Origin of the sequence: Candidatus Regiella insecticola LSR1, from assembly GCF_000143625.1 — a bacterium.
Lineage (GTDB): Bacteria > Pseudomonadota > Gammaproteobacteria > Enterobacterales > Enterobacteriaceae > Regiella > Regiella insecticola.
In genome coordinates this window covers 1-1,177 of record NZ_GL379683.1, presented here as the reverse complement: position 1 = coordinate 1,177, position 1,177 = coordinate 1, and the positions used below count along the sequence as shown (strand labels likewise).

3 protein-coding genes are annotated in these 1,177 nt (G+C 38.9%); all 3 read right to left on the bottom strand.

From position 1 onward, the window contains the following. Window positions 1–49: 49 nt before the first annotated feature. Window positions 50–442 carry a lysozyme inhibitor LprI family protein gene (locus REG_RS09430; protein ID WP_006705427.1) on the bottom strand — a complete coding sequence of 131 codons (393 nt, stop codon included), beginning with the start codon at window positions 440–442 and terminating at the stop codon, window positions 50–52. Window positions 443–594: 152 nt separating this feature from the next. Then, complete coding sequence (locus tag REG_RS09425; protein ID WP_006705426.1) at window positions 595–1,053, bottom strand: hypothetical protein; 459 nt, start codon at window positions 1,051–1,053, stop codon at window positions 595–597. A 12-nt stretch (window positions 1,054–1,065) separates the two neighbouring features. Then, window positions 1,066–1,177, bottom strand: a 112-nt coding sequence (locus REG_RS14715; protein WP_407078955.1) for a glycosyltransferase, incomplete at its 5' end; no start/stop codon positions are given.

The window sequence follows — 1,177 nt, the reverse complement described above, 5'->3', positions numbered from 1 at the left end:
AGCGAAGGGGTATAGAACACTTTTTAATGAATATCTATGCATCACACTCTCAATTAACCGAAAGCGGGCAGCTTACATCACCCTCTGGGCAATCGAGCATTTTTTTAAATTCATTAACACGTTCTCGTGTTTTATTTTCACGACAATAGGCATAAACCATCGGATAGATAGAATTCTTTCTAGATAAATAGGTTTGAAATCGACAATCACTATCACGGTATTCAATCCATTTTTGCTGTGTTTTTTTGAGCATTTTTTTGTGCTTTCCGCGCGTACGTTCTTTTATATTCTCATAGAGCTTATTTAATTCATCATCGGCTTTTTTATATGCTGCTGTAGCACAGTTGTTCATCTCTGACTGGGTTTGAGCGTTATCGCACTCTAGCGCAGAAGCATTGAAGACAGGTAATGCCGCCAGTAATACCATGATCATTTTTTTCATAGCCTAGCCTCTTGAATCAACAATAGGTCTTTTTGAAAGAAAGGCACCACTTTTCTGTGATGCCTTGAACTCTTTTCACTATGGATGAATTAACTATATAGCCAAATCTCCGCCTTGAATCAAATTAAACTGATTCGGCTATAACTGTCGTACTAACGTGTATGTTGCATAGATTGCTCGGCACCGATATTAACCTCAAAAAACATCGAGTCGAAAGGAAAGTAATAATCATATGCGTTCTTTGCTGCCACAGTATATTCTTTTGATACTACTCCCGATGAAAAATTGAGGTGTTTCTCATGTAGTTTGTCTAGAAAATAATAATCAGGTCTTTGCTGGCGCAGTACATCATCAAACATTTTAGGGCCAGTGATTTCGAAAATTTTTCGCTGGTAGTTGTTGAATTCCCCTGATATCCTTCGAGGTTGTCCCGGAATAACATAAGGACGAGGGGTCGCAAAAAATGATGCATTTGCTTTATAACGCCGATTCATTTCTTTGATTATCTCCTTTAATACTGGATTATTCGGCTGACTGGCAAAGCAACTGGTGTTATGACCTTTGAAGAAGGTGGGTTCATGTGTTACCACGCCATTATAGCAGGATATCATTGGGCATTGCTTTCAGTTGAATACCATGACATGGCGTACAAGGGTGTCGTCTGTATCAAGATAAATACCACCATGCTCATCGACCAGGGAGTAACGTAATACATCTGCTGTTGCTGAGTAATTT

Excerpts from the sequence above, each read along its gene's own strand:
- REG_RS09430 (WP_006705427.1), bottom strand. The coding sequence starts at position 442 with ATGAAAAAAATGATCATGGTATTACTGGCGGCATTACCTGTCTTCAAT.
- REG_RS09425 (WP_006705426.1), bottom strand. The coding sequence starts at position 1,053 with ATGATATCCTGCTATAATGGCGTGGTAACACATGAACCCACCTTCTTC.